Genomic DNA, 21,553 nt, shown 5'->3' with positions numbered 1-21,553 from the left:
GCCGCCACCCGGCGTTTTTCATCACTCGTCGCCGTTAAAACCCGCGCGATTGAGCAGGAACTGCGACAGCAGCGCCACCGGACGTCCGGTCGCGCCTTTGGCTTTACCGGAGCGCCATGCGGTCCCCGCAATGTCCAGGTGCGCCCAGTTGTACTTGCGGGTGAAGCGCGCCAGGAAGCAGCCTGCGGTAATTGCGCCGCCAGGACGACCACCAATGTTCGCCATGTCCGCGAAGTTAGACTCCAGCTGTTCCTGGAACTCGTCCCCCAGCGGCAGACGCCATGCGCGGTCGCCAGCCTGTTCGGACGCGCCGATCAGCTCATGCGCCAGCGGATTGTGGTTCGACATCAGGCCGGTGATGTGATGCCCCAGCGCAATCACGCAGGCGCCGGTCAGGGTAGCTACGTCGATAACCGCTTCAGGTTCGAAACGCTCAACGTAGGTCAGCACGTCGCACAGCACCAGACGGCCTTCGGCGTCGGTGTTCAGCACTTCAACGGTCTGGCCGGACATGGTAGTCAGCACATCACCCGGGCGATAAGCGCGGCCGCCAGGCATGTTTTCGCAGCCCGCCAGCACGCCGATCACGTTGATGGGCAACTGAAGTTCCGCGACCATGCGCATGACGCCGTAAACCGCCGCCGCGCCACACATGTCGTACTTCATCTCATCCATGCCTTCTGAAGGCTTGATGGAGATACCGCCGGAGTCGAAGGTCAGCCCTTTGCCAACGAGCACGATCGGACGCGCGTCTTCAGACGGATTGCCTTTGTATTCGATGACCGACATCAGGGATTCGTTCTGGGAGCCGTTACCGACCGCCAGATAAGAGTGCATCCCCAGCTCTTTCATCTGCTGTTCGCCGATAACGCGGGTGATGACGTTCTTGCTGTAGGCGTCAGCCAGCTGGCGCGCCTGTGACGCCAGGTAAGCGGCGTTACAGATGTTTGGTGGCATATTGCCAAGATCTTTTGCCGCTTTAATACCGGCAGCAATCGCCAGACCGTGCTGAATGGCGCGCTCGCCGCTGGTCAGCTCGCGACGGGTCGGCACGTTAAAGACCATTTTACGCAGCGGGCGACGCGGCTCGCTTTTGGTGGTCTTCAACTGATCAAAGCTGTAGAGGCTCTCTTTTGCGGTTTCGACGGCCTGGCGTACTTTCCAGTACGTGTTGCGGCCCTTAACGTGCAGCTCCGTGAGGAAGCAGACGGCTTCCATCGAACCAGTATCATTCAGTGTATTAATGGTTTTCTGAATAACCTGCTTGTACTGGCGCTCATCAAGCTCACGTTCTTTACCGCAGCCAATCAGCAGAATACGCTCGGACAGGACGTTTGGAACGTGGTGCAGCAACAGGGTCTGCCCTGGTTTGCCTTCCAGTTCGCCACGGCGCAGCAGGGCGCTGATATAGCCGTCGCTGATTTTATCGAGTTGCTCGGCGATCGGGGAGAGTCGGCGTGGTTCAAAGACGCCCACAACGATGCAGGCACTCCGCTGTTTCTCCGGGCTACCGCTTTTTACACTGAACTCCATGCACTACGCTCCTGAATCTTAAAGACAACGGCGGCGGCTACGGATAGAATTGAAACCTTTCGTAACTCATGTCCGCCGTTGTGGTGACTTCGTGTTAATCTTACGTTACTACGGTTTCGACACGTCAATAAATGTCATGAAGCGCGAATCCGCCGGGTTTTTTAATCTTAGCGATGATTTCGACGACTCAAGAGAATAAATGACGTTTAAGCCATGAAACAAGCTAAATTCCTGCATAAGACGAGTTTTAACGGGCGTATTTAAAGTGATAATCATAAGATATCTGGTTCGGGAGACGCTGAAGAGCCAACTGGCGATCCTCTTTATCCTCCTTCTGATCTTTTTCTGTCAGAAGCTGGTCAGGATCCTCGGCGCGGCAGTTGATGGCGAAATCCCAACGAATCTGGTGCTTTCCCTGCTCGGGCTTGGCGTGCCGGAAATGGCGCAGCTTATCCTGCCGTTAAGCCTGTTCCTTGGTCTGCTGATGACCCTGGGTAAGCTCTATACCGAAAGTGAAATCACCGTGATGCATGCCTGCGGCCTCAGTAAGGCCGTACTGGTAAAGGCAGCCATGGTGCTGGCGCTGTTTACGGGCATTGTTGCCGCGGTTAACGTCATGTGGGCGGGGCCGACCTCGTCCCGTCATCAGGATGAGGTGCTGGCGGAAGCAAAAGCTAACCCGGGGCTGGCGGCGCTGGCGCAGGGGCAGTTCCAGCAGGCGACCGACGGTAACTCCGTGCTGTTTATCGAAAGCGTCGATGGCAGCCGCTTCAATGACGTGTTTCTTGCTCAACTGCGCCCGAAAGGTAACGCTCGCCCTTCTGTGGTAGTGGCGGATTCCGGTCAGCTGGCGCAGCGTAAAGACGGCTCTCAGGTTGTCACGCTGAACAAAGGAACGCGTTTCGAAGGCACGGCTATGCTGCGTGACTTCCGTATCACCGATTTCCAGAACTACCAGGCCATCATTGGTCATCAGGCCGTCGCGCTCGATCCAACGGATACTGAGCAGATGGATATGCGCACCTTAATGAATACTGATACCGATCGTGCGCGTGCTGAACTGCACTGGCGTATCACGCTGGTATTCACCGTATTTATGATGGCGCTGATGGTAGTGCCGCTGAGCGTGGTAAACCCGCGCCAGGGCCGCGTGCTGTCGATGCTGCCAGCGATGCTGCTGTATCTGGTGTTCTTCCTGCTGCAAACCTCAATCAAGTCTAACGGCGGGAAAGGAAAAATTGACCCGATGATCTGGACCTGGGTCGTGAATGGTTTGTATCTGCTGCTGGCAGTCGGACTCAACTTGTGGGACACGGTGCCTGTGCGTCGTCTTCGTGCCCGGTTTACGCGTAAAGGAGCCATCTAATGCAGGCGTTTGGCGTACTTGACCGCTATATCGGTAAAACAATTTTTACCACCATCATGATGACCCTTTTCATGCTGGTGTCGCTCTCGGGCATTATCAAATTTGTCGACCAGCTGAAAAAAGCCGGGCAGGGGAGTTACGACGCGTTGGGCGCCGGGATGTACACCCTGCTCAGCGTACCAAAAGATGTGCAGATCTTCTTCCCGATGGCGGCCCTGCTGGGTGCGCTGCTGGGCCTGGGGATGCTGGCTCAGCGTAGCGAACTGGTGGTGATGCAGGCATCGGGCTTTACCCGTATGCAGGTTGCGCTGTCGGTGATGAAAACCGCGATCCCGCTGGTGCTGCTGACCATGGCGATCGGCGAATGGGTCGCGCCGCAGGGCGAACAGATGGCGCGTAACTACCGTGCTCAGGCGATGTACGGCGGTTCTCTGCTCTCCACGCAGCAGGGATTATGGGCGAAAGATGGCCAGAACTTCGTCTATATCGAACGCGTGAAAGGGGATGACGAACTGGGTGGCGTGAGTATCTATGCTTTCAATAACGATCGTCGTTTGCAGTCAGTGCGTTATGCCGCCTCTGCTAAATTTGATGCAAACAACAAGCTGTGGCGGTTATCCCAGGTTGATGAATCTGACCTGACTAACCCGAAACAGATCACCGGTTCGCAGACCGTTAGCGGTACCTGGAAAACCGACCTGACGCCGGACAAGCTTGGCGTCGTGGCGCTTGATCCCGATGCGCTCTCCATCAGCGGTCTGCATAACTACGTGAAGTATCTGAAATCGAGCGGGCAGGATGCGGGGCGTTACCAGCTCAACATGTGGAGCAAAATCTTCCAGCCGCTGTCCGTGGCGGTGATGATGCTGATGGCGCTGTCGTTCATCTTTGGACCGCTACGTAGCGTGCCGATGGGGGTTCGCGTGGTAACCGGTATCAGCTTTGGTTTCGTGTTCTATGTCCTCGATCAGATTTTTGGTCCGCTGACGCTGGTGTATGGCATTCCGCCAATTATCGGCGCGCTGTTGCCGAGCGCCAGTTTCTTCCTGATCAGCCTCTGGATGCTGCTAAAACGCTCCTGATAAACCTTCTTCCTCGCTCCCGCTTGCCCGGGGGCGAGGCTAATCTCCTGTTTCACCCCGCACTTTTTCTCACAACCTTCAACGCCTCGCCGTGAATTTGAGTATTATTGAGCGATAAAGTCGTGAAGGGATCCTCTATGAAGCAAATTCGAATGCTGGCCCAGTACTACGTCGACCTGATGATGAAGCTCGGGCTGGTGCGTTTTTCCATGCTGCTGGCGCTGGCGCTGGTCGTTCTGGCCATCGTCGTGCAAATGGCCGTGACCATGGTTCTGCATGGTCAGGTCGAGAGCATCGACGTGATCCGCTCTATTTTCTTTGGCCTGCTGATCACCCCATGGGCGGTCTATTTCCTCTCCGTGGTGGTTGAGCAGCTGGAAGAGTCCCGACAGCGTTTATCGAAACTGGTGGATAAGCTGGAAGAGATGCGCGAGCGCGATCTTAAACTCAACGTTCAGCTCAAGGACAACATTGCCCAGCTGAATCAGGAAATTTCAGACCGTGAGAAGGCGGAAGCCGAGCGTCAGACCACGCTGGAGCAGCTGAAAATTGAGATGAAAGAGCGTGAGGTCACGCAGATCCAGCTTGAACAGCAATCCTCTTTCCTGCGCTCGTTCCTCGATGCGTCGCCGGATCTGGTGTTCTACCGTAATGAAGATAAAGAGTTCTCCGGCTGTAACCGGGCCATGGAACTGTTGACCGGGAAAAGCGAAAAGCAGCTGATACACCTGAAACCTCAGGATGTCTATTCCGAAGAGGCGGCGGCAAAAGTGATGGAGACGGATGAAAAGGTCTTCCGCCATAACGTCTCGTTGACCTATGAGCAGTGGCTGGACTACCCCGACGGGCGCAAAGCCTGCTTTGAAATCCGCAAAGTGCCTTATTACGACCGGGTGGGTAAACGTCATGGTCTGATGGGCTTTGGCCGTGATATCACCGAGCGTAAGCGCTATCAGGATGCGCTGGAGCGCGCCAGCCGGGATAAAACAACCTTCATCTCCACCATCAGCCATGAGCTTCGTACGCCGCTAAACGGTATCGTGGGGCTGAGCCGTATTCTGCTGGATACCGACTTGACCAGTGAGCAGGAAAAATACCTCAAAACGATCCACGTTTCGGCGGTCACGCTGGGCAATATCTTCAATGATATTATCGACATGGATAAGATGGAGCGCCGTAAGGTTCAGCTCGACAACCAGCCGGTTGATTTTACCGGCTTCCTCGCGGACCTGGAGAACCTGTCAGGTTTGCAGGCCCAGCAGAAAGGATTGAGCTTCGTGATGGAACCGACGCTGCCGCTGCCGCATAAAGTGGTGACGGACGGCACGCGTCTGCGTCAGATCCTGTGGAATCTCATCAGCAACGCCGTGAAGTTTACCCAGAAGGGACAGGTTGCGGTGCGCATTCGCTATGATGAGGGGGACATGCTGCACTTTGAAGTTGAGGACTCGGGTATCGGCATTCCTCAGGATGAGCAGGATAAGATCTTCGCCATGTATTATCAGGTTAAAGACAGCCACGGCGGTAAACCGGCGACCGGCACGGGCATTGGCCTGGCGGTGTCGAAACGTCTGGCGAAAAGTATGGGTGGGGATATCACCGTTGCCAGCCAGCCGGGTAAAGGCTCCACCTTTACGCTTACCGTCCACGCCCCTGCTGTTGCTGAAGAAGTGGAAGATACGTTTGAGAACGACGATATGCCGCTTCCAGCCCTGCACGTCCTGCTGGTTGAAGATATTGAGCTGAACGTCATTGTCGCCCGGTCGGTACTGGAAAAACTCGGTAACAGCGTGGATGTCGCGATGACCGGCAAAGCCGCGCTGGAGATGTTCACGCCGGGCGAGTACGACCTGGTGCTGCTCGATATTCAGCTACCGGACATGACCGGGCTGGATATCTCCCGCGAGCTGACGCGCAAATATGCTCCTAACGAGCTGCCGCCTCTGGTTGCGTTGACCGCAAACGTGTTGAAAGATAAAAAAGAGTACCTCGAGGCCGGTATGGACGACGTGCTCAGCAAGCCGCTGGCAGTACCTGCCCTGACGGCGATGATCAAGAAGTTCTGGGATACCTGTGATGAAGAGGAGAGCACCATGACGTCTGTTGATAGCGCTAAAATCCAAACGATACTGGATACCGCCATGCTGGAGCAGTATATCGATCTGGTGGGACCCAAACTGATCACCGATGGCCTGGCCGTGTTCGAAAAAATGATGCCGGGCTATCTGAACGTGCTCGAATCCAACCTGACGGCGCGTGACCAGAAGGGCATCGTCGAAGAGGGACATAAAATCAAAGGCGCAGCTGGTTCAGTCGGGTTACGCCATCTCCAGCAACTGGGCCAACAGATTCAGTCGCCTGATTTACCTGCCTGGGAAGATAACGTAGGTGATTGGGTTGAAGAGATGAAACAAGAGTGGCAAAACGATGTGGCAGTGCTGAAAGCCTGGGTAGAATCCCGAAAAAAATGACCCCGGCTATACCGGGGTGCGCGAATACTGCGCCAACACCAGGGAAATCGTGGCTGCGCCTGATTTTTATGGGTTGTTTTCGCATGGACGCCGCCTGAAAATTAAGGCCGCACGCAGATAAGATAGCAAATCTTAAACAGTTTGTTACATGAATCAGTGAAATGTGTGAAGCATAGCGTTTTAATCAGAATTTTTAATGTGCTTCAGCGAGTTGCATAGAAGGATCGTCAGAATGAAGAAAGTGGGTGTCGTGCTGAGCGGATGTGGCGTTTACGATGGTTCAGAGATACATGAAACCGTATTAACGCTGCTGGCATTATCGCGCCAGGGGGCCGACGTTATCTGCTTCGCTCCGGATAAAACGCAGGCAGACGTGGTTAATCATCTTACCGGCGAGCCAATGGCGGAAAGCCGTAACGTGCTGATTGAAGCGGCACGTATTGTGCGCGGGGATATTCATCCGCTGGCACAGGCCGATGCGGCTGAGCTAGATGCGCTCATCGTGCCGGGCGGCTTTGGCGCGGCGAAAAACCTGAGCACGTTTGCAACGCAAGGCGCGGCGTGCCATGTCGATCCCGATTTGAAAGCGCTATCGCTGGCGATGCATGCGGCAGGTAAGCCGCAGGGCTTTATCTGCATTGCGCCAGCCATGCTGCCGAAAATTTTTGATTTCCCGCTGCGGCTCACGATCGGAACCGACATTGATACTGCTGAAATTGTCGAAGATATGGGCGGCGAACACGTGCCATGTCCGGTAGACGACATTGTAGTGGATGAGGACAATAAAATCGTCACCACGCCGGCGTATATGCTGGCGCAGAACATTGCCGAGGCTGCTGCAGGCATTGAAAAGCTGGTGGACAGAGTGCTGGTTCTTACCGAATGAGCCGTAAATTATCCCCTGGCGGGTGGTTAAAACGGATCCTGCTGCGTATTGTGCTGGTCCTGGCCGTTTTTTGGGGCGGAGGCATTGCGCTGTTCAGCATCCTGCCCGTCCCGTTCTCGGCCGTGATGGCAGAGCGGCAGATTAGCGCCTGGCTCTCGGGTGATTTTGGCTATGTTGCCCACTCAGACTGGGTCGGCATGGATGAAATCTCCCCGTGGATGGGGCTGGCGGTCATTGCGGCAGAAGATCAGAAATTCCCGGAGCACTGGGGTTTTGACGTGGCGGCTATCGAGAAGGCGCTGGATCATAATGAACGTCATGAAAACCGCGTCCGCGGTGCGTCGACGCTTTCTCAGCAGACGGTAAAAAATCTGTTCTTATGGGACGGTCGCAGCTGGGTGAGAAAAGGGCTGGAGGCCGGGCTGACGCTGGGCGTCGAGACGGTGTGGAGCAAAAAACGCATTTTGACCGTCTACCTGAATATCGCGGAGTTTGGTGACGGCGTTTTTGGCGTCGAATCGGCATCGCAGCGCTATTTTGGCAAGCCCGCCAGCAGGCTGACTATGTCCGAAGCGGCACTGCTTGCCGCCGTGCTGCCGAACCCGCTGCGTTTTAAGGCCAGCGCGCCGTCAGGCTACGTGCGAAGCCGTCAGGCGTGGATTATGCGCCAGATGCGTCAGCTGGGTGGGGAAGGGTTTATGGAGCGAAATAATCTTATGTAAAGCGGGTAAGCGCAGCGCTACCCGCCGACGTGGCGAACGTTAATCTTCGTCAAACCCGGCGTTAAACAGGGCAATCACTGCCGCCAGCGCTTCTTCTTCCTGCGGGCCGGTGGCTTCAACTTCAATCTGGCGGCCTTTGGCAGAATCCAGCATCAGCAGCGCAATCACGCTGTTGGCTTCTGCCTCGGTTCCCTCATCGTTGCGCAGCAGCACCTCAGCATCAAAACCCTGCATCAGTTCAAACAGCTTCATCGCCGGGCGCGCATGCATGCCCAGCTTATTGGTGATTTCGACGGTCTGTTTTACGGTCATGTTTTGCGTTTTTCCAGCGTGCGATGACGGGACTGAACGTTCTTCCCGCGTGAGCGGAAGTAATCGGCCAGCTGTTCGGCAATGTAGACCGAACGATGTTTACCGCCGGTACAGCCAATCGCCACCGTCAGGTAGCTACGATTGTTTGTCTCCAGCATAGGTAACCATAGCTCAAGGTAGCTTCGCGTCTGGTAGATAAAATTGTGTACTTCTGTGTGTCGGTCGAGGAACGCCGCCACCGGCTTATCCAGACCGGTCATCGGACGCAGTTTCGGATCCCAGTGTGGGTTCGGCAGGAAACGCACATCAAAAACGTAATCCGCATCGATAGGGATACCGTGCTTAAAGCCGAAGGATTCAAACACCATCGTCAGTTCGCGCTCGCGCTTGCCGAGTAAGCGAGTACGCAGCATTTCCGCCAGCTCGTGGACGGACATTTCTGAGGTGTCGACAATCAGGTCGGCCCGGGAACGCAGCGGCTCAAGCAGATCGCTCTCTTTATCGATGGCGCTTTCCAGCGAAAGATTTTTACTCGAGAGCGGGTGCAAACGACGTGTATCGCTGTAACGGCGGATCAGCGTGTTGCGGTCAGCATCCAGGAACAAGAGCTGAGGCGAGAAGCATTCCGGCAGGCTGTTCATTGCCTGCTCGAAGATTTCCGGCGATTCCGGCATGTTACGCACGTCAATACTGACGGCGGCAGAGATTTGCCTGTCCGCCAGCGTCCGCGCCAGATCGGGTAACAGCACTACCGGCAGGTTATCTACGCAGTAAAATCCCATGTCTTCCAGCGCGCGCAGGGCCACGGACTTCCCGGACCCCGAACGACCGCTGACGATCATCAGCACCATGTTCCGTTTCTCCTCAGGGAAGCCGTTCTGAAGGCCCTTTCCCGATTATGCCTCATCCTGATTGCCTTCTGCTTCAGTGATAATTTGATAAAGCTCTTCATCACTTTGAGCTGAGCGCAGTCGACGACAAATGGTTTTATCCGCCAGACGTTTGGCAACCAGCGACAGCGTGTGCAGGTGGGTTTTGGTCTGATCGGCAGGAACCAGCAGCGCGAAGAGCAGATCCACAGGCTGGTTATCGATGGCGTCAAAAGCGATAGGCGTTTCCAGTTGCACAAACACCCCCACGGCACGCAGCGTATCTTCTTCCAGCTTGCCATGCGGGATCGCAATGCCATTGCCGATGCCGGTACTGCCCATTTTTTCACGGGTCAGAATGGCTTCAAACACGATCTGCGGCGGCAGACCCAGCTGTTTTGCGGCCAGCTCACTGATGATTTCCAGCGCACGTTTTTTGCTCTGGCAGTGAACGCCACTGCGGGTACAATCCTGGTTAAGGACATTGCTCAGTTGAAGAGCGGAATCGTTGTTTATCATAATTTCACCTAAGCGCTAACTGTACAAATGGCCTGTTGTGTTTCACAACAGGCCGTCCTGCACCCGTTAACTGCCCGGACAATTAGTGTTGTTTCAGTTTATCTTTATGTTTATTGAGCTGTCTCGCAAGCTTATCAATCAAGCCGTCGATAGCCGCGTACATGTCTTGCCCTTCCGCACTGGCATGAAGTTCCCCTCCGTTGACGTGCAGGGTCGCATCCGAGATATGCGTCACTTTCTCCACTTTCAACACAACATAGACCTGGTTGATCCTCTCGAAATACTGCTCGAGTTTCGCGAACTTAGTGTTTACAAAATCGCGTAAAGCCTCAGTAATTTCGACGTTATGTCCGGTGATATTGAGCTGCATAGTGTCTTCCTTATCGGTTGTGTCAAACCAGTTGTTTACGCTGGTTAGACGGCGGAATGGATAAAGACTCTCGATACTTCGCGACAGTACGGCGTGCCACCATAATACCCTGATCGGACAGCATGGTGGTTAACTTACTGTCACTGAGTGGCTTCGCGGGGTTCTCCGCGGCGATCAACTTCTTCACCAGTGCGCGAATAGCTGTTGACGAGGCTTCGCCGCCGCCTTCGGTGTTCACGTGGCTGGAGAAGAAATACTTAAGCTCAAAAATACCGCGTGGGCTGTGCAGATACTTCTGCGTGGTCACGCGGGAAATGGTTGATTCATGCATCTCGACGGCCTGGGCGATGTCCGCCAGCACCATCGGTTTCATAAATTCTTCGCCCTGCTCAAAGAATGCCTGCTGCTGTTCGACAATACAGCGGCTGACGCGCAGCAGCGTGTCATTACGGCTTTCCAGACTCTTAATCAACCAGCGTGCTTCCTGAAGGTTGCTGCGAATGTATTGATTATCAGCGTCGTTACGGGCGCTGGTGCACATGGAGGCGTATTGCTGGTTGATTTGCAGGCGAGGAATGCTGTCGGCGTTCAGTTCAACGACCCAGCGGCCATTGTGTTTTCTCACCAGTACATCAGGAATAACGTATTCCGGTTCGCTGGTCTGGATCGATTGCCCCGGACGCGGATCGAGTGACTGGATCAGATTCACCGCTTCCTTCAGCACCTCTTCTTTGAGGCGCGTGACGCGCATCAGGGTGCGGAAGTCGTGATTTGCCAGCAAATCCAGATGCTCGCTGATGATGAGCCGGGCTTCGTCAATCCACGGTGTCTCTTTGGCAAACTGCGAAAGCTGGATCAGAAGGCAGTCGCGCAGATCTTTCGCGGCGACGCCAATCGGGTCGAAACGCTGAACGCGTTTCAGGACGGCTTCGATCTCTTCCAGTTCAATCTCGTCATCGCCGATGCTTTCCAGAATCTCGTCCAGCGTCACGGTCAAATAGCCCGTGTCGTCAACGGCATCGACAATCGAGGTGGCAATGGCGCGATCGGTATCGGAGAAAGGCGTCAGCTCCACCTGCCACATCAGGTAGTCCTGAAGCGACTGGGTAGTTTCGCCCTGGTAGACCGGGAGTTCATCGTCCTGGTAATCTGCACGCGTCCCGGAAGGGGTACCCGCGGTGTAGATTTCATCCCAGCTGGCATCCAGCGGCAGTTCCTCCGGCATCTCTTTCTGTTCGAGCGCATCTACGGAGTCGAGCGTTTCTGTGTCCTGCGTCTGCTGAGCGTCTACCTCGTCATGAAGATCGGTTTGCTCCAGCAGCGGATTGCTGTCCAGCGCCTGCTGGAGCTCCTGCTGGAGTTCTAACGTGGACAGCTGCAACAGACGGATTGCCTGCTGGAGCTGCGGCGTCATGGCCAGTTGCTGGCTGAGCCGTAATTGCAAACCTTGCTTCATGTTCAGAGCGTTTTTCTCCGGTTCGGCGTGACTTAACCTCTACCCTATCAGAGTCTGAAGTCTTCCCCAAGGTACACGCGCTTAACATGCTCATCTTCGAGGATTTGCTGCGGCGTACCGTGGGCAATCAGATGGCCCTGGCTCACTATGTAGGCGCGCTCACACACGGCCAGCGTTTCACGAACGTTGTGGTCCGTGATCAGCACGCCAAGCCCGCTGTCGCGCAGGTGCTCAATAATACGTTTGATATCGATAACGGAGATGGGGTCAACGCCCGCAAACGGTTCATCCAGGAGGATAAATTTCGGGTTTGCTGCCAGCGCGCGCGCAATCTCAACGCGGCGGCGTTCACCACCGGACAGCGCCTGACCGAGGCTGTCACGCAGATGTTCGATATGAAACTCTTCCATCAGCTCGTTCGCACGGTCAGTGCGCTGCTCGCTGGTCAGATCGTCACGGATCTGGAGCACGGCCATCAGGTTGTCGAACACGCTTAAGCGGCGGAAGATGGAGGCTTCCTGCGGCAGATAGCCGATGCCACGACGCGCGCGGGCATGCAGTGGCAGCAGACTGATATCTTCATCATCGATGATGATGTTGCCGGCGTCACGCGGGACGATGCCCACCACCATGTAGAAAGTCGTGGTTTTACCCGCCCCGTTAGGGCCAAGCAAACCCACGATTTCGCCGGAGTTGACGGTCAGACTGACATCTTCGACGACGCGGCGGCCCTTATACGCTTTCGCGAGGTTTTTTGCAGTTAAAGTTGCCATAACGAATTAGTTACTCTTTTTCTGTGCCGGAGCCTGGCCGTTGTTCTTGTCCTGCAATTGCGAAGGCACAAGAACGGTCGTGACGCGTTTGCCTTTTTCACTGGAGGCCTGCATTTTCTGCTCTTTCACCAGATAAGTGATTTTGTCGCCTTTGATATTGCTGTCCAGCTGTTCCAGGTAAGCATTACCGGTCAGGATGACCAGATCCTTCGCCAGTTCATAGTGCATATGCGAGGCATGGCCTTTCACCGGCTTGCCGTTGTCCTGCATCTGGTAGAAGGTGGCCGGGTTGCCATAACCATCGATAATCTCTTTGCCCTGCTCGCCGCCCGGTCGGGTAACGACCACTTTGTCGGCGTTGATTTTGATGGTGCCCTGGGTCATGACCACGTTGCCGGTAAAGGTGACGACGTTACCCTGCATATCCAGAGACTGGGTATCGGATTCAATATGAATCGGCTGTTCGGTATCGCCAGTCACAGCAAGCGCGGGAAGACTGGCCGCCAGCAGCGCGCTGGCGATAACAACTTTAAGGCTGAGTTTGTTTGTTTTGAATTTCATAGGAGGTTCTAACCTTTTCAATCAGCTCGGCGTTTTTGCTGCGTAAGTTCCCGCGCATTCTTAAACCGCTGGAATTAAATGTTGTGCCATACAGGGTGACTAAATCCTGCGACGTGACATCCTGGGTGACCAGGTTGATCTGGGCGTTATCCGTCGTAATTTTTCGCAGTTGCGCGTCAGCGGTCAGGGCGTTGACTTCAACGTGACCATACAGGTAAAGCATACGGTCATTTGTCAGTTTTGCCCGGTCAGACTTGATAGACCACGTCGGCACTTTGTCCGTATCAAAGGTGGTCATGACCGGTTGGGTAAACCACGAAGTACCGTCATCTGAAAAATATTCTACATGCTGAGCAACGAGGCGATAGTTCAGCGCGCCTTCCGGGCTATAGACCACGGTGTCGCTGTGATCGCTTTTATAGGTCGGGTCGCTCGTGTTAACCACTTCCGCTTGCGTATCTTCGCGGTCAGCGAGGTTTACGCCAATCAGTACCAGGGCGACAAGCGCAAGCAGAATGATAACCCAACGTCTGGTTTTACTCATATCGATTGCCCTTTCGCCTCATCAAGCTTGCCCTGCGCCAGCAGAAGCAGATCGCAGACTTCACGGACGGCGCCGCGGCCACCGTGAATATGGGTAACATAATCAGCACGCGGGATCAGCAGCGGGTGCGCGTCAGCCACGGCGATGCTCAGACCCACCTCCGCCATGACTGGCCAGTCGATCAAATCATCCCCGACGTATGCCACATTCTCTGGTGCAATGGCCAGTTTTCCCAACAGATCCCGGAAGGCTACCATCTTATCAGACTGCCCCTGATAGAGATGGGTAATGCCCAGCGTTTCACACCGATCTTCTACCAGTTTAGCTTTCCGCCCGGTGATGATTGCAACTTCAATACCGGACGTGAGCGCACAGCGGATACCGTAACCGTCGCGAACGTTAAAGGCTTTCAGCTCTTCGCCGTTATTGCCCATATAAATCAGACCGTCGGAGAGCACACCATCCACATCGAGGATCAGCAGGCGGATATTTTCCGCCTTTGCCATCATGTGGGCGCTCACCGGGCCATAACAGGTTGCAAGGGATGCACCCGCATTACTCATTGTCTTATCCTTCATTACACTACGCCAGCGCGCAGCAGATCATGCATATGTACCACACCCAGCAGTTGGTCGCCATCGGCAACCATCACTGAGGTAATATGACGGGACTGCATCAGGTTCAGTACATCTACCGCCAGCGTGCCCGGACGGACGCGGATCCCGCCTGGTGTCATTACATCAGCGATGCCCAGCGTTCGGACATCCACACCCATATCGAATACCCGGCGCAGGTCGCCGTCGGTGAAAATGCCCTGAATTTTCATCAGATCGTCGCAGATAACCGTCATGCCCAGGTTTTTACGGGTGATCTCCAGTAACGCGTCGCGCAAAGAGGCCTCTTTGCTGACGTGCGGGATCTCATCCCCGGTGTGCATAATATCGTTGACCCGCAGCAGCAGTTTGCGCCCGAGCGCGCCGCCGGGGTGAGACAGGGCGAAATCTTCTGGCGTAAAACCGCGGGCTTCCAGCAGCGCAACGGCAAGGGCATCGCCCATCACCAGCGCGGCGGTTGTGCTGGAGGTCGGCGCCAGCCCCAGCGGACAGGCTTCTTTCGGCACCTTCACGCACAGGTGAATATCTGCCGCACGCGCCATGCTGCTTTCCGGGCGGCTGGTCATGCAAATCAGCGGTACGTGCAGACGCTTCAGCACCGGGATCAACGCCAGGATTTCATTCGATTCCCCGGAGTTGGACAGCGCAATAACCACGTCCTGCGGCGTAACCATGCCGAGGTCACCGTGCGCGGCTTCACCGGGATGAACGAAGAATGACGACGTGCCGGTACTGGCAAAGGTCGCCGCCATTTTGCGCCCGATATGGCCGGATTTGCCCATCCCCATCACCACGACTTTACCGGCGCAGTAGAACATCTTCTCACAGGCCAGACTAAAATCCTGATTAATGTACTGATCTAACTGCGCCAGACCTTCACGTTCAATCTCCAGAACGTCTTTGCCTGCTTTCTGAAAGTCAAAACCCGGCTGCAATTCTATTTGCGACATAATGCGTTTCCGTTTACCCAGAGAGAAGTGGCGAGAGCCAGTACAGCATCGCCAGCCATACGATAAATCCACCCGTCAGCAGCGCGCCCGCGCCTTTGCCGATCTGCTCTTTTCGCCGCCAGCAGAGCAGGGCGAAAATTACGCTGACCAGTAGCATCACACCGTAATCGCGCGTGAAGACCATAGGGTTAAACGGCCCCGGTGAGATTAATGCCGGCAGCCCCGTCACGATCGCGATATTGAAAATATTCGAGCCAATGATATTGCCGATGGCGATATCATCTTCCCCTTTACGCGCCCCGGCGATGGCGGTAGCCAGCTCTGGCAGGCTGGTGCCGATGGCGATGACCGTCAGACCGATTGTCAGTTCGCTCATCGCAAACGCGTTCGCCAGCACCGTCGCGTTATCGACCACCATCCGCGTGGCCATTGGCATTATGATCAGCGCGACGCCCAGCCACAGCAGGGCGACGGGTAAGGTCCCTTCCCGTGGCAGCTCGGCGAGATGCTCACGCGTGAGGCTATCATTACCCTGTTTTTCCGCCAGACGTGCGATCTTCACGCTGTAAAGCAACCAGATCACGGCCAGGGCGAGCAGGAATATACCGTCACCGACGCTCAGCACCCCGTCATAAAGCACATAGCCTGCCAGCAGACTGACGACTAACATTAGCGGCAATTCACGACGCAAAACATCGGAATGTACGCGAAATGGATGCAGTAATGCGGCTAAGCCTAAAATCAGCAAGATATTGACGATGTTAGAGCCAATCGCGGTGCCAATAGCGAGGTCGACCTGGCCATGCAACGAGGCTGAAACAGAAACGATGATTTCAGGAAGCGATGTGCCTACACTGACCACCGTCATCCCAATAATGATGGGCGGCATGCCAATGAGTCGACAGAGAATGGATGCGGCAAAGACCAAACGGTCAGCACTGTAGACCACCAACAGTAAACCAATTATTAACAGTGCTGTTGCTAAAAGCATCAAAAGTCCTTTCTTCAGGTATACTCGCTGGTCCACTGCGCACGAATTTTAGCGCCAGATGAAGTCTGAGACGTGACGAATTCCTAATTTTGACTTTATGCGCCGGAAAAGTAAAACAAATGCCAGCTTTCGCTAACCCCAATAGTGAATATTCTGTAAAAATGCGGGGTTTAGGGCTGATTTACGCTTCATGCCAGCAGTGAAGCAAGGTAAGTAAGGAACCATAAATGAGCCAAACGATGGCGAATATAGTCGATGTCCGGGGCGTCAGTTTTTCTCGCGGCAACCGGGTGATATTTGATGATATTTCGCTGACCGTGCCGCGCGGTAAAATCACCGCCATCATGGGGCCGTCAGGGATCGGTAAAACGACGTTGCTGCGTCTTATCGGCGGGCAAATCCCCCCTGATAGCGGCGAAATTCTCTTCGACGGTGAAAACGTCCCGGAGATGTCTCGCTCGCGCCTCTACACGGTTCGCAAACGGATGAGCATGCTCTTTCAGTCGGGTGCGCTGTTCACCGATATGAACGTATTTGACAACGTGGCCTATCCGCTGCGTGAGCATACCCATCTTCCTCCTGCGCTGTTGCACAGCACGGTGATGATGAAGCTCGAAGCTGTGGGGTTGCGGGGGGCTGCGAAACTTATGCCGTCCGAACTCTCGGGTGGGATGGCGCGCCGCGCCGCGCTGGCGCGGGCTATTGCCCTGGAACCCGATTTAATCATGTTCGATGAACCGTTCGTTGGGCAGGACCCTATCACCATGGGCGTGCTGGTGAAGTTAATCTCGGAGCTGAACAGCGCCCTTGGCGTCACCTGCGTGGTGGTTTCCCACGACGTGCCGGAAGTGCTGAGCATTGCTGATTATGCCTATATTGTGGCTGACAAAAAGATCGTCGCCCACGGCAGCGCTCAGGCGTTGCAGGAGAATGGCGATCCGCGCGTGCGGCAGTTCCTGGACGGTATCGCAGATGGGCCGGTGCCTTTCCGCTATCCGGCGGGCGACTATCATGACGATTTACTGGGAATAGGGAGTTAATCCACTCATGCTGTTAAATGCGTTGGCGGGTCTTGGACACCGTGGCCTAAAAACCATCAGTACGTTCGGGCGTGCCGGATTAATGTTGTTCAACGCGCTGGTTGGCAAACCGGAGTTCCGCAAGCATGCGCCGTTACTGGTGCGGCAGCTTTATAACGTCGGCGTGCTGTCGATGCTTATCATCATCGTGTCGGGTCTGTTTATTGGCATGGTGCTAGGGTTGCAGGGGTATCTGGTGCTGACAACCTACAGCGCGGAAACCAGCCTTGGCATGCTGGTGGCGCTCTCGCTGCTGCGTGAACTCGGGCCGGTTGTAGCAGCGCTGCTGTTCGCCGGGCGTGCCGGATCAGCGCTGACGGCTGAAATTGGCCTGATGCGCGCCACAGAGCAGCTCTCCAGTATGGAGATGATGGCGGTCGATCCGCTGCGCCGGGTGATCTCGCCGCGCTTCTGGGCCGGGGTTATCTCCTTGCCGTTACTGACTATCCTCTTTGTGGCGGTAGGTATCTGGGGAGGCGCGCTGGTTGGCGTCAACTGGAAAGGCATTGATGCCGGGTTCTTCTGGTCTGCCATGCAGGACGCCATCGATCTGCGGATGGATCTGGTGAACTGTCTGATCAAGAGCGTGGTTTTCGCTGTGACGGTTACCTGGATTGCGTTGTTTAATGGTTACGATGCCATTCCGACGTCGGCGGGCATTAGCCGTGCAACGACGCGTACTGTCGTACATTCGTCGCTGGCCGTTTTAGGTCTGGATTTTGTGCTCACCGCACTGATGTTTGGGAATTGAGTTCATGCAAACGAGAAAAAATGAAATTTGGGTTGGCGTGTTTTTGCTTCTGGCGCTGCTGGCCGCGCTGTTTATCTGCCTGCGCGCGGCGGACATCACCTCTGTTCGCACCGAGCCGACGTATCGCGTCTACGCGACTTTCGATAATATCGGCGGCCTGAAGGCGCGCTCACCGGTCCGTATTGGTGGCGTCGTTATTGGACGTGTCGCTGACATTACGCTTGATGAGAAAACCTATCTGCCGCGCGTCGCAATGGATATCGAAGAACGCTATAACCACATTCCTGACACCAGCTCGCTCTCTATCCGCACCTCTGGCCTGCTGGGGGAGCAATATCTGGCCCTTAACGTTGGTTTTGAAGATCCTGAGCTGGGAACGTCTATCCTTAAAGACGGTAGCGTAATCCAGGATACCAAGTCAGCGATGGTGCTGGAAGATATGATTGGTCAGTTCCTTTACAACAGTAAAGGGGATGATAAAAAGTCTGACGATGCCCCTGCGCAGAGTGAAGACCACACCAACGTCGAACCGACGCCAGGCGCGACGAATTAATTTCAGGAGAAGTCATTCATGTTTAAACGACTGTTAATGGTTGCCATGCTGGTCATTGCCCCTCTAACCGCGGCGCACGCTGCGGATCAGAGTAACCCGTACAAACTGATGGATGAGGCCGCGAAGAAAACCTTCGACCGTCTTAAAAACGAACAGCCAAAAATCCGCGCTAACCCTGATTATCTGCGTGATGTGGTGGATCAGGAACTGCTGCCGTATGTGCAGATCAAGTACGCGGGCGCACTGGTGCTGGGCCGTTACTACAAAGACGCGACCCCGGCGCAGCGCGAGGCTTACTTTGCGGCGTTCCGTGAATACCTGAAACAGGCTTACGGCCAGGCGCTGGCGATGTACCACGGGCAGACCTATCAGATTGCCCCTGAACAGCCGCTGGGCGATGCCACCATCATTCCTATCCGCGTGACGATTATCGATCCAAACGGTCGTCCACCGGTACGCCTGGACTTCCAGTGGCGTAAAAACAGCCAGACCGGAAACTGGCAGGCGTACGACATGATCGCTGAAGGCGTCAGCATGATCACCACTAAACAGAACGAGTGGAGCGATCTGCTGCGCACCAAAGGCATCGATGGCCTGACGGCTCAGCTTCAGTCCATCTCTCGTCAGAAAATTACCCTGGACGAGAAGAAGTAATGTCACAGCAGCTTAGCTGGGCACGTGACGGCGAGACGTTGACGCTGACGGGAGAGCTGGATCAGGATCTGCTTAACCCGCTGTGGGACGCTCGCCATAACGCGATGCAGGGCGTGACGTTGATTGATCTCCATGGCGTCACGCGGGTAGATACCGCCGGTATCGCCCTGCTGGCGCACCTGGTGGCCACGGGCAAAAAGCAGGGGAGTAGCGTCACCCTGACGGGGGTAAGCGATAATGTCGTAACCCTTGCACAGCTTTACAATTTGCCTGAAGACGTATTACCTCGCTAACTTTTTCAGTACGTTACTTCCGAAAGCCCCGACAGTTTACGCGTCGGGGCTTTTTGCTTGTTTAAGACCGCGCCACTTTGCTCTAAGATGTTGAGCTTGTTTTCACTATCAGATGATGTAGACCCCATGGAAAATAATGAAATCCAGACAGTGCTGATGAATGCACTCTCCCTTCAGGAAGCCCACGTCTCTGGCGATGGCAGTCACTTCCAGGTTATTGCTGTGGGTGAGATGTTCGACGGAATGAGTCGCGTGAAGAAACAGCAGGCTGTGTACGCGCCGCTGATGGAATACATTGCGGATAACCGCATCCACGCCCTGTCGATTAAAGCGTTCACCCCACAGGAGTGGGCACGCGATCGCAAACTAAACGGTTTTTGAGCTGAGGGCGAAGCGCCCGCAGCACGGTTGAATTTATAAGAGAGCAAACGATGGATAAATTTCGTGTACAGGGACCCACGCGTCTCCAGGGCGAAGTCACAATTTCTGGCGCTAAAAACGCCGCGCTGCCCATTCTTTTCGCTGCGCTGCTCGCAGAAGAGCCGGTAGAGATCCAGAACGTACCGAAGCTGAAAGATATCGACACGACCATGAAGTTGCTCGGCCAGTTGGGCACCAAAGTGGAGCGTAACGGTTCCGTCTGGATCGATGCCAGCAACGTGAACAACTTCTCAGCGCCGTATGAGCTGGTGAAAACCATGCGTGCTTCCATCTGGGCGCTTGGCCCGCTGGTTGCGCGTTTCGGTCAGGGACAGGTTTCACTGCCGGGCGGATGCGCTATCGGCGCCCGTCCAGTCGACCTGCATATCTTCGGTCTGGAAAAGCTGGGCGCGGAGATCAAGCTGGAAGAGGGGTACGTTAAAGCGTCCGTCAATGGTCGCCTGAAAGGCGCGCACATTGTCATGGACAAAGTGAGCGTGGGCGCAACGGTAACCATCATGTCGGCTGCTACGCTGGCAGAAGGCACTACCATCATCGAAAACGCCGCCCGAGAGCCGGAAATCGTGGATACCGCGAACTTCCTGGTCGCGCTGGGGGCGAAGATCAGCGGGCAGGGCACAGACCGTATCACCATCGAAGGCGTTGAACGTCTGGGTGGTGGTGTGTACCGCGTACTGCCAGACCGTATCGAAACCGGTACTTTCCTGGTAGCGGCTGCCATTTCTGGCGGTAAGATTGTTTGTCGTAACGCACAACCGGATACCCTGGATGCGGTGCTGGCGAAACTGCGCGATGCGGGTGCGGACATTGAAATTGGTGAAGACTGGATCAGCCTCGATATGCACGGGCAGCGTCCTAAAGCCGTTAACGTGCGCACTGCGCCACATCCGGCATTCCCGACGGATATGCAGGCACAGTTCACCCTGTTGAACCTGGTGGCCGAAGGGACAGGCTTCATCACGGAAACTATCTTCGAAAACCGTTTCATGCACGTACCGGAACTGATCCGTATGGGTGCGCATGCTGAGATTGAAAGCAACACGGTCATTTGCCACGGCGTTGAAAAACTGTCCGGTGCGCAGGTGATGGCGACCGATCTGCGCGCGTCTGCGAGCCTCGTACTGGCAGGTTGTATTGCAGAAGGGACTACCGTTGTCGATCGTATCTACCACATCGATCGTGGTTACGAGCGTATTGAAGACAAACTGCGCGCGCTGGGTGCGAATATCGAGCGTGTGAAGGGCGAGTAATCGTTCCGGCACCCCCCTGCCAGAACAGGCCGGGGGATTGCTGTTCCTGTAAATCCGGGTGCATCAGTCCTGATGTGCTTTCTTCGCTTTGCTCTGGCGCATCATGCGCGTTCTGTCGATAAATTCATGAGTAATGGGATCGTGATAGCGTGACGGCCATATCACCCACGGATGCGTATCCAGCGCCGTCGCAATAATCAGTTCCCCCTTCGGCCATGGGCGGGTCAGGGCGTTTGCCAGCGTCGACGAGCTCAGCCCATGACGACGTGATTCGGCAGCCAGCGATGTCCCTTTTTTACGCAGTGCCGCAATAATGTCAGCAGAATGCCAGTCGATGAATTTTGTATCCATAATGCTGTCCTTGTGTTCGTTATCGTCCACGTCGTTTCGTGTGAAAAGACAGCATTACTATACTCACTTCGAACATCTGTTCTAAAAAGTTCATGTTACGAGAAGCAATATTCAGAATAAGGCACGGCTTTATACATACGGCCTGTAACCTGATGAGCTTAC

General features: G+C 55.1%; 25 protein-coding genes. 12 read left to right on the top strand and 13 right to left on the bottom strand.

Annotated features, from left to right (window positions below; translation table 11 throughout):
• Positions 1-21 precede the first annotated feature (21 nt).
• A complete protein-coding gene (gene pepA, locus ACQG2Q_RS22905; RefSeq protein ID WP_003861882.1) occupies positions 22-1,533 on the bottom strand; it encodes a leucyl aminopeptidase in 1,512 nt (503 codons plus the stop codon).
• A gap of 265 nt (positions 1,534-1,798) precedes the next feature.
• Here pepA and lptF point away from each other — a divergent pair, with 265 nt between their 5' ends.
• From lptF to mtgA, 5 genes are all read left to right on the top strand, one after another.
• A complete protein-coding gene (gene lptF, locus ACQG2Q_RS22900; protein ID WP_023307066.1) occupies positions 1,799-2,899 on the top strand; it encodes an LPS export ABC transporter permease LptF in 1,101 nt (366 codons plus the stop codon).
• Entirely contained in the window at positions 2,899-3,981 is a 1,083-nt protein-coding gene (gene lptG / locus ACQG2Q_RS22895) for an LPS export ABC transporter permease LptG (RefSeq protein WP_022649534.1), read from the top strand. The genes lptF and lptG overlap by 1 nt, the downstream gene beginning before the upstream one ends.
• Positions 3,982-4,118: 137 nt before the next feature.
• The gene (gene arcB / locus ACQG2Q_RS22890) at positions 4,119-6,452 is read left to right on the top strand and encodes an aerobic respiration two-component sensor histidine kinase ArcB (RefSeq protein WP_063849784.1); all 2,334 of its coding nucleotides are present in this window, start codon (positions 4,119-4,121) and stop codon (positions 6,450-6,452) included.
• 232 nt (positions 6,453-6,684) lie between these two features.
• Complete coding sequence (elbB, locus tag ACQG2Q_RS22885; protein WP_063149060.1) at positions 6,685-7,338, top strand: isoprenoid biosynthesis glyoxalase ElbB; 654 nt, start codon at positions 6,685-6,687, stop codon at positions 7,336-7,338.
• Positions 7,335-8,060 carry a monofunctional biosynthetic peptidoglycan transglycosylase gene (gene mtgA / locus ACQG2Q_RS22880; protein WP_022649531.1) on the top strand — a complete coding sequence of 242 codons (726 nt, stop codon included), beginning with the start codon at positions 7,335-7,337 and terminating at the stop codon, positions 8,058-8,060. Before elbB ends, mtgA begins: the two co-directional genes overlap by 4 nt.
• A gap of 39 nt (positions 8,061-8,099) precedes the next feature.
• On the opposite strand, the gene npr is transcribed toward mtgA, so the two are convergent.
• The 11 genes from npr to ACQG2Q_RS22825 all read right to left on the bottom strand — a co-directional run bounded on the left by npr (position 8,100) and on the right by ACQG2Q_RS22825 (position 16,019).
• The gene (gene npr / locus ACQG2Q_RS22875) at positions 8,100-8,372 is read right to left on the bottom strand and encodes a PTS phosphocarrier protein NPr (RefSeq protein ID WP_003861872.1); all 273 of its coding nucleotides are present in this window, start codon (positions 8,370-8,372) and stop codon (positions 8,100-8,102) included.
• Positions 8,369-9,223 carry an RNase adapter RapZ gene (rapZ, locus tag ACQG2Q_RS22870; RefSeq protein WP_003861870.1) on the bottom strand — a complete coding sequence of 285 codons (855 nt, stop codon included), beginning with the start codon at positions 9,221-9,223 and terminating at the stop codon, positions 8,369-8,371. Before rapZ ends, npr begins: the two co-directional genes overlap by 4 nt.
• 45 nt (positions 9,224-9,268) lie before the next feature.
• A complete protein-coding gene (ptsN, locus tag ACQG2Q_RS22865) occupies positions 9,269-9,760 on the bottom strand; it encodes a PTS IIA-like nitrogen regulatory protein PtsN (protein WP_003861869.1) in 492 nt (163 codons plus the stop codon).
• Positions 9,761-9,842: 82 nt separating this feature from the next.
• The gene (gene hpf, locus ACQG2Q_RS22860; RefSeq protein ID WP_003861866.1) at positions 9,843-10,130 is read right to left on the bottom strand and encodes a ribosome hibernation promoting factor; all 288 of its coding nucleotides are present in this window, start codon (positions 10,128-10,130) and stop codon (positions 9,843-9,845) included.
• A gap of 22 nt (positions 10,131-10,152) precedes the next feature.
• The gene (gene rpoN, locus ACQG2Q_RS22855) at positions 10,153-11,586 is read right to left on the bottom strand and encodes an RNA polymerase factor sigma-54 (protein WP_022649530.1); all 1,434 of its coding nucleotides are present in this window, start codon (positions 11,584-11,586) and stop codon (positions 10,153-10,155) included.
• Between the two features lie 47 nt (positions 11,587-11,633).
• Positions 11,634-12,359 (bottom strand): LPS export ABC transporter ATP-binding protein, encoded by a 726-nt coding sequence (lptB, locus tag ACQG2Q_RS22850; RefSeq protein WP_003861862.1) that lies wholly within the window; start codon positions 12,357-12,359, stop codon positions 11,634-11,636.
• Positions 12,360-12,365: 6 nt separating this feature from the next.
• A complete protein-coding gene (gene lptA / locus ACQG2Q_RS22845) occupies positions 12,366-12,920 on the bottom strand; it encodes a lipopolysaccharide ABC transporter substrate-binding protein LptA (RefSeq protein ID WP_006812136.1) in 555 nt (184 codons plus the stop codon).
• Entirely contained in the window at positions 12,889-13,464 is a 576-nt protein-coding gene (lptC, locus tag ACQG2Q_RS22840) for an LPS export ABC transporter periplasmic protein LptC (RefSeq protein WP_022649529.1), read from the bottom strand. The genes lptA and lptC overlap by 32 nt, the downstream gene beginning before the upstream one ends.
• Positions 13,461-14,027, bottom strand: a complete 567-nt coding sequence (kdsC, locus tag ACQG2Q_RS22835) for a 3-deoxy-manno-octulosonate-8-phosphatase KdsC (RefSeq protein ID WP_017382729.1) — start codon at positions 14,025-14,027, stop codon at positions 13,461-13,463. The genes lptC and kdsC overlap by 4 nt, the downstream gene beginning before the upstream one ends.
• A gap of 14 nt (positions 14,028-14,041) precedes the next feature.
• Positions 14,042-15,028 (bottom strand): arabinose-5-phosphate isomerase KdsD, encoded by a 987-nt coding sequence (kdsD, locus tag ACQG2Q_RS22830; protein ID WP_003861853.1) that lies wholly within the window; start codon positions 15,026-15,028, stop codon positions 14,042-14,044.
• 13 nt (positions 15,029-15,041) lie between these two features.
• Complete coding sequence (locus tag ACQG2Q_RS22825) at positions 15,042-16,019, bottom strand: calcium/sodium antiporter (RefSeq protein ID WP_003861852.1); 978 nt, start codon at positions 16,017-16,019, stop codon at positions 15,042-15,044.
• 227 nt (positions 16,020-16,246) lie between these two features.
• Here ACQG2Q_RS22825 and mlaF point away from each other — a divergent pair, with 227 nt between their 5' ends.
• The 7 genes from mlaF to murA all read left to right on the top strand — a co-directional run bounded on the left by mlaF (position 16,247) and on the right by murA (position 21,040).
• Positions 16,247-17,059 carry a phospholipid ABC transporter ATP-binding protein MlaF gene (gene mlaF, locus ACQG2Q_RS22820; protein ID WP_022649527.1) on the top strand — a complete coding sequence of 271 codons (813 nt, stop codon included), beginning with the start codon at positions 16,247-16,249 and terminating at the stop codon, positions 17,057-17,059.
• 7 nt (positions 17,060-17,066) lie between these two features.
• Positions 17,067-17,849 carry a lipid asymmetry maintenance ABC transporter permease subunit MlaE gene (mlaE, locus tag ACQG2Q_RS22815; RefSeq protein WP_003861848.1) on the top strand — a complete coding sequence of 261 codons (783 nt, stop codon included), beginning with the start codon at positions 17,067-17,069 and terminating at the stop codon, positions 17,847-17,849.
• A gap of 4 nt (positions 17,850-17,853) precedes the next feature.
• A complete protein-coding gene (mlaD, locus tag ACQG2Q_RS22810) occupies positions 17,854-18,402 on the top strand; it encodes an outer membrane lipid asymmetry maintenance protein MlaD (RefSeq protein ID WP_022649526.1) in 549 nt (182 codons plus the stop codon).
• Between the two features lie 18 nt (positions 18,403-18,420).
• Positions 18,421-19,056, top strand: coding sequence for a phospholipid-binding protein MlaC (gene mlaC, locus ACQG2Q_RS22805; RefSeq protein ID WP_023307064.1), 636 nt, complete (start codon positions 18,421-18,423; stop codon positions 19,054-19,056).
• Entirely contained in the window at positions 19,056-19,349 is a 294-nt protein-coding gene (mlaB, locus tag ACQG2Q_RS22800; RefSeq protein WP_022649525.1) for a lipid asymmetry maintenance protein MlaB, read from the top strand. Before mlaC ends, mlaB begins: the two co-directional genes overlap by 1 nt.
• Positions 19,350-19,475: 126 nt before the next feature.
• A complete protein-coding gene (ibaG, locus tag ACQG2Q_RS22795; RefSeq protein ID WP_003861840.1) occupies positions 19,476-19,730 on the top strand; it encodes a BolA family iron metabolism protein IbaG in 255 nt (84 codons plus the stop codon).
• Positions 19,731-19,780: 50 nt separating this feature from the next.
• Positions 19,781-21,040: a UDP-N-acetylglucosamine 1-carboxyvinyltransferase gene (gene murA, locus ACQG2Q_RS22790; protein ID WP_006812128.1), complete on the top strand. Its 1,260-nt coding sequence runs from the start codon at positions 19,781-19,783 to the stop codon at positions 21,038-21,040.
• A 63-nt stretch (positions 21,041-21,103) separates the two neighbouring features.
• Here the strand turns inward: murA and sfsB are convergent, their stop codons facing one another.
• Entirely contained in the window at positions 21,104-21,391 is a 288-nt protein-coding gene (gene sfsB, locus ACQG2Q_RS22785) for a DNA-binding transcriptional regulator SfsB (RefSeq protein ID WP_022649524.1), read from the bottom strand.
• Between the last annotated feature and the right edge of the window lie 162 nt (positions 21,392-21,553).

This window comes from Enterobacter cloacae complex sp. 370H10, assembly GCF_050031535.1.
Classification (GTDB): Bacteria; Pseudomonadota; Gammaproteobacteria; order Enterobacterales; family Enterobacteriaceae; genus Enterobacter; species Enterobacter intestinihominis.
This window is presented reverse-complemented; position numbering and strand designations above follow the sequence as displayed.